Genomic DNA, 6,726 nt, shown 5'->3' with positions numbered 1-6,726 from the left:
TATGGTGAATGCTGCTGAAAAGCGTGGTCCTGGAGATAACTTTATTATTGAAAAATTAAAAGAACAAAACATTCCAGTATTTTTATTGATTAATAAGATTGATGAAGTACACCCTGATAAATTACTGGAAATTATTGACGACTATCGGACGACAATGGAGTTTGAACAAATCATTCCAATCTCTGCTACTGAAGGAAATAATGTTGATACCTTACTTTCTGAAATCACCAACTATTTATCAGAAGGACCGCAATTCTATCCGGAAGACCAAGTGACAGACCATCCTGAATATTTTATTGTCTCAGAGTTGATTCGCGAAAAAGTTTTGCAATTAACGCGTGAAGAAGTGCCGCATTCAGTTGCTGTCGTAGTTGAAAGCATGCAACGAAATGAACTTGGAAAAGTGCAAGTCCATGCTGCCATTATTGTAGAACGTTCAAGTCAAAAGGGCATTATCATCGGAAAAGGCGGAAAGATGTTAAAAGATATTGGGATACGCGCTCGTCGCGATATTGAAGTTTTACTAGGAGATAAGATTTATTTAGATCTATGGGTGAAAGTACAAAAAGATTGGCGTGACCGTCAGACAAATTTACAAGATTTTGGTTACCGGATGGATGATTATTAATTCAGTTGTCTCATTGAAGTTTTCAATGTGAGGGGGCAGTATGTTGGCAGAATTACAAGAAACAGAAGGTATTGTCATCTCCGTGCGTAATTATCGAGAAAACGATCGTTTAGTTAAAATCTTTACATCCCAGTATGGTAAACGTATGTTTTTTATTAAAGGATCCCGCAAGCCGAATAATAAGCTAAAAACCGCTATCCTGCCTTTTACTAATGCAACTTATATAGCCGATATTAGAGAAACAGGTCTTTGTTTTATTCGCGATGCTAAAGATCTCATTCATCTAAATCATTTGCATACTGATATTTTTTTAAATGCTTACGCGACCTATATATTAAATTTAGCAGATGTTGCACTTGAAGATGGCGTACCGGATCCAACATTATTTCATACGATCCAGCAAATACTGAATGAAATCGATGAAGGAACAGATCCGGAGATCTTAGTGAATATTTTTGAAGTTCAACTGTTGCCTTATTTTGGGGTTGCTCCTGAATGGAGAGGGTGCCGCATATGCGGAAAAACAACTGGACCGTTTGATTACTCAGGCAGTTATGGCGGTTTACTTTGTCAAAACCATTGGGACCTTGATCAGCACCGTTATCATGCAAGTCCGAGAGCTATCCATTTTTTAAGACTCTTTTCAGTCATTTCGATGGATCAGTTAGGCACGATTAGCCTAAAACCAGAAACAAAGCGGGAAATTAGAACCGTTTTAGATTTGATTTACGATGAATCTGTTGGAATTAAATTAAAAAGCAAACGATTTATTGATCAAATGTACAATTGGGGAAACCTGCTTTTAGATAAAAAAAAAGATGAGCCGGATAAGAATAAATAATTGTTAAGAAAAGATTGACAAATGAAACCTCCACAGGATATGATAAGTTTAATAGAATAAACAGTGTGGATAGAAATAAAAGTAGATTTTCTATATTCTTGTTTAGCGAATTTGGGATAGTGGGAGCCAGATCAAGATGGAACTTCGAAAGGCATTCTTGAGCTGTTCAAAGAAGATGCTAGTTTTTTTAACTAGAATTAGGGTGGAACCGCGATAAAAAATCGTCCCTATGCTAATAACCATTAGCATAGGGACGATTTTTTATTTTATTCTACATTAAACCAAGTAAATAAATCAAAGGAGTGTAAAAAATGAAGGAAGAAAAATTAACTTTTCAAGAAATCATTTTAACTTTACAAAATTATTGGTCGTCGAAAGGCTGCATGTTGATGCAAGCTTACGATACTGAAAAAGGTGCTGGAACAATGAGTCCATATACTTTTTTACGTGCTATTGGGCCTGAACCTTGGAATGCTGCATATGTTGAACCATCAAGACGCCCAGCTGACGGCCGCTATGGAGAAAATCCTAACCGTCTATTTCAACATCACCAATTCCAAGTAGTGATGAAACCTTCTCCAGAAAATATTCAAGAACTTTACTTAGAAAGTTTAGTTTTACTAGGAATCGATCCTTTGAAACATGACATTCGCTTCGTTGAAGACAACTGGGAAAATCCTTCTTTGGGCTGTGCCGGTTTAGGTTGGGAAGTATGGTTGGACGGAATGGAAATCACCCAATTTACTTATTTCCAGCAAGTTGGAGGGTTAGAATGTTATCCTGTAACCAGTGAACTTACGTACGGTTTAGAACGCCTAGCTTCTTATATTCAAGAAGTTGACAGCGTCTATGATATCGAATGGACAAAAGGGGTTAAATACGGAGAAATTTTTATTCAGCCTGAATACGAACATTCAAAATATGCGTTTGAAAACAGCAATCAAGAATTACTCTTGATGTTATTTGATGAATATGAAAAGGAAGCTACCAGACAAATTGAAGCCGGTTTAGTCCATCCCGCTTATGACTATGTTTTAAAATGCAGTCATGCATTTAACTTACTTGATGCACGAGGAGCAGTATCTGTTACTGAGCGCGCTGGTTATTTAGCTAGAATTCGTAAAATGGCCCGTGCCATTGCCCGTGCATTTGTAACTGAAAGAGAAAAGCTTGGTTTTCCTTTGCTTAAAAATCATTCGACTACAACTGAGGAGGTAAAATAAAATGACTAAAAATCTATTGTTAGAAATCGGTTTAGAAGAAATACCAGCGCATATTGTAGGACCAAGCAGTCTGCAATTAGTCGAAAGAACAAAGAACTTCTTAGATGAAAATAGATTGACTTATGAAGAAATCGTGCCTTTTTCAACTCCGAGAAGACTAGCTGTTATCGTTAAAAACCTAGCAGATAAACAAGCAGATATTGAAGAGTCAAGCAAAGGCCCAGCAAAAAAAATAGCATTAGACTCTGAAGGACAATGGAGTAAAGCTGCGATAGGATTTGCGCGAGGCCAAGGAGTGTCTGTAGAAGAGATTTACTTTAAAGAGATCAAAGGAATTGACTATGTACACGTAGATAAATTTATTGCTGGAAAACCGGCTAAGGATATCCTAGTTCATTTAGATAAAGTCATCACATCAATGAGTTTCCCAGTCAGCATGAAATGGAGCACTTATCATTTAAACTACATTCGTCCGATTCATTGGATAACAGCTATGTTAGATGAAGAGATCATTCCATTTAGCTTATTAGACATTCAAACGTCTAATACAACCAGAGGGCATCGTTTTTTAGGTAAAGACCTATCTCTTTCAACTGCGTTAGACTATGAAGCTGCATTAGAAAAAGAATTTGTTATTGCCGATAGTTCAAAACGGAAAAATATGATCGTATCGCAAATTCAAGCTATAGCTGAAGCACATCAATGGCAAATCACTATTGCCCCTGATTTATTAGAAGAAATCAATAATCTGGTTGAGTACCCAACCGCCTTTTACGGTACCTTTAATAAAGAATACTTGAACATTCCAAAAGAAATTTTGATTACTTCCATGCGAGACCACCAACGGTATATTGACGTAGCAGATCAAAAAGGCAATGTGCTGCCTTATTTCATCTCTGTACGTAACGGGAATGCTGAGTACATTGAAACAGTTGTAAAAGGGAATGAAAAAGTTTTAACTGCTCGGTTAGACGATGGAAAATTCTTCTATGAGGAAGATAAAAAATTAACTATCCAAGAGTGTGTAGAGCAATTGAAACAAGTTACTTTCCATGAACAAATTGGATCAGTTTATGATAAAATGCAGCGGGTTCGTTCTTTTGCCCAAGTAATCGGAAACACTGTAGGATTATCTGTTGAAGAATTAACAAGTTTGGATCGTGCCGCAGCCATTTACAAATTTGATTTGGTTACAAATGTTATAGGAGAGTTTCCAGAACTGCAAGGTATTATGGGAGAAAAATATGCTTTGCTACAAGGAGAGTCAGCTGCAGTGGCAACGGCTATTCGGGAACATTACTTGCCTATTTCAAGTGAGGGCGAGTTGCCGCAAACTGCAGTAGGGGCCGTTTTAGCTCTTGCAGACAAGTTAGAGAGTGTCATGTCTTTCTTTGCGATTGGAAAAATTCCAACAGGATCTAATGACCCTTATGCTTTGAGACGGCAAACTTTTGGAATCGTTCGAATTGTAGAGAAACAAAATTGGTTTTTTCCTTTCGGCACATTAAGAAAAGAATTGCTTCAAAGTTTGTTAACGAGTCCTGAAACTTTGGTACAAGGCTATGAACAAAGTAGCAAAGAAGTAATAGATTTTGTAAAAGCTCGGCTTCATCAGTTATTACGGAATGAAGACATTCGATACGATGTAATTGATGCAGCGCTACAATCAAATCAAGAAGATTTGATTGAAATCGCAAAAGCAAGCCGTATTTTAGAAAAACACCTTCAAGACACTACATTCAAACCAACAATCGAAGCATTGACGAGAGTCTTAAATTTAGCTAAAAAAAATAAAGAATTGCTAACAGACCTTTCACCTGTAGTAGATCAATCATTGTTTGAGACGCTTTCTGAAAAAGAATTAGCTGCTCATATTGAAAAAATAGAAGACCACTTTTATCAATTAGACAGTGAAGAAAAATACCAAGCTTTAAAGAGTCTTCAGCCCGTCATTGATGCCTTTTTTGATGAAAATATGGTAATGGCAGATAATGAAGCAATTCGAAACAACCGCTTAGCTTTATTAATAAAAATCGCTCAATTGACTCTTTCTTTTGCAAGTGTTGACGAGTTAATCGTTAAATAAAAACGAATTTTTTTACTTTTTGTTCCACTAAAGATATTCTTTCTTTAGTGGAACTTTTATTTATGCTAAATAAACAGATTAGGAGGAAAAGGTTATGTTGAAAATGAAACGCATTTATGAGGCAGCAGAAAAAGCAGATCATTATCGTATTTTAGTTGATCGCATCTGGCCAAGAGGAATATCCAAAGAAAGAGCTGCGTTAGATGAGTGGGAAAAAGAAATTGCGCCTTCTACAGAAATACGCAAAACATTTAATCATGATCCCGAAAAATTTGAACAGTTTAGAAAAGATTATTTAAAAGAATTGAACGAGAATGAAAAGAGCGATGCATTCGTTGACCTGATCAAAACTCATCTAAAAAGAGGGAATGTTACTTTATTGTACTCAGCAAAAGATAAGGAAAACAACCAGGTAACAGTCTTACTTGAGTTTCTTGCTTCAAAAGGGGTTTCAGAAGCAAAAGCGATTGACTAAACGAGTATTTTCCTATTAAGGAACTTAGCCAGATAAATAAAAGATTTGACCTTTCATTTGTCTGACAGGTTGCTTATAATAAATAACAGGATACAAAGGGGGATTTTATGTTAAAAAGTTTTTTTAGTTATTATCGTCCATATAAAAAATTGTTTTTTCTTGATTTTTTATGTGCTATTTTGGCAGCAGTACTGGAGCTGGCCTTTCCAATCGTTGTCAATCAAGTCATTGACGATTTATTGCCGTCCGAAAACTGGACTCTGATTGTTACTGCTTCACTTTCGCTCTTATTTTTATATATCGTTAATACTGTTTTGCAATACATCGTTGTCTATTTTGGACACAAACTTGGAGTAAATATCGAAACGGATATGCGCCGAGAACTATATGCCCATCTTCAAACACAGCCATTTAGTTATTTTGATAATAAAAAGACAGGGAAACTGATGGCTCGGTTGACGACTGATTTATTTGAAATTTCAGAAGTTGCTCATCATGGCCCAGAAGATGTTTTTATCACTTTGATCACCTTATTTGGTGCTTTTATTTTAATGTTAACGATTCATGTTAAGTTAGCCATTGCAACTTTTATCTTGATTCCGTTTATTACGATTGCTTTAGTGTTCTTCAATAAAAAAATGACGGTTGTCAATACAGATATTTACCGTAATTTAGGAGAATTTAATGCCGGTATTGAAGCTTCAGTCAGCGGTATTCGGGAAGTACAAGCTTTTGCTAATGAAGAGTATGAAGCAACTCGCTTTGAAGGACTCAATCAAGCTTACCGTAAATCAAAGATTTTATTTTATAAAATGATGGGAATCAGTTCTTCGTACAACTATTTTCTTATTCGTTTAATTAATTTGTTTGCTTTGTTTTTTGGAGCATTTTATACGATTCGCAATGAGATTAGTTATGGCGAATTCGTCAGCTTCATTTTATTAGCGAATATTTTTGTACGGCCGATTGAAAAAGTGAATACGATGATTGAAAGTTATCCTAAAGGTATTGCTGGTTTTAATCGTTTTCGAGAAGAACTACACAAAAAACCATCTATACAAAACAAGCCAGGTGCTAAAGAGTTGTCTTCTGTAAAAGGAAATATTGAATACAAGCAGGTTTCTTTTTGGTATGATCAGTCTAAAAGAATATTAAATGATATTAATCTTTCGGTATCTGCTGGAGAAACAATTGCTTTTGTTGGACCTAGTGGAGCAGGAAAAACCACTATTTGCAATTTGTTGCCTCGCTTTTATGAAATAAATGCAGGTGAAATCAAGATTGATGGCACGAATATTCAAGATGTCACTTTAGACTCTTTAAGAACCCAGATTGGTATTGTTCAGCAAGATGTCTTTTTATTTCCTGGAAGTCTTCGTGAAAATATTCTGTATGGCAACCTTAATGCAAGTGAAGAAGAAATTGCACGTGCTGTACAGTTAGCACACTTGGAAAAAGTTGTTGCTGACATGC

6 protein-coding genes are annotated in these 6,726 nt (G+C 35.9%); all 6 read left to right on the top strand.

Features of this window, described 5'->3' with window-relative positions:
• Window positions 1-628, top strand: a 628-nt coding sequence (gene era, locus RT405_RS03820; protein ID WP_313467692.1) for a GTPase Era, incomplete at its 5' end; no start/stop codon positions are given.
• Window positions 629-668: 40 nt separating this feature from the next.
• The gene (recO, locus tag RT405_RS03815; protein WP_396163203.1) at window positions 669-1,469 is read left to right on the top strand and encodes a DNA repair protein RecO; all 801 of its coding nucleotides are present in this window, start codon (window positions 669-671) and stop codon (window positions 1,467-1,469) included.
• A 311-nt stretch (window positions 1,470-1,780) separates the two neighbouring features.
• Window positions 1,781-2,692: a glycine--tRNA ligase subunit alpha gene (gene glyQ / locus RT405_RS03810; RefSeq protein ID WP_313467690.1), complete on the top strand. Its 912-nt coding sequence runs from the start codon at window positions 1,781-1,783 to the stop codon at window positions 2,690-2,692.
• A 1-nt stretch (window position 2,693) separates the two neighbouring features.
• Entirely contained in the window at window positions 2,694-4,778 is a 2,085-nt protein-coding gene (glyS, locus tag RT405_RS03805; protein ID WP_313467688.1) for a glycine--tRNA ligase subunit beta, read from the top strand.
• A 94-nt stretch (window positions 4,779-4,872) separates the two neighbouring features.
• Entirely contained in the window at window positions 4,873-5,253 is a 381-nt protein-coding gene (locus RT405_RS03800; RefSeq protein ID WP_313467686.1) for a DUF488 family protein, read from the top strand.
• A gap of 107 nt (window positions 5,254-5,360) precedes the next feature.
• The coding region (locus RT405_RS03795; RefSeq protein WP_396163200.1) for an ABC transporter ATP-binding protein at window positions 5,361-6,726 on the top strand (1,366 nt) is incomplete at its 3' end.

This window comes from Carnobacterium sp., from assembly GCF_032094055.1.
Taxonomy (GTDB): domain Bacteria; phylum Bacillota; class Bacilli; order Lactobacillales; family Carnobacteriaceae; genus Carnobacterium_A.
The sequence above is the reverse complement of the archived record's forward strand: the minus strand, read 5'-3'. Positions and strand labels throughout refer to the sequence as shown.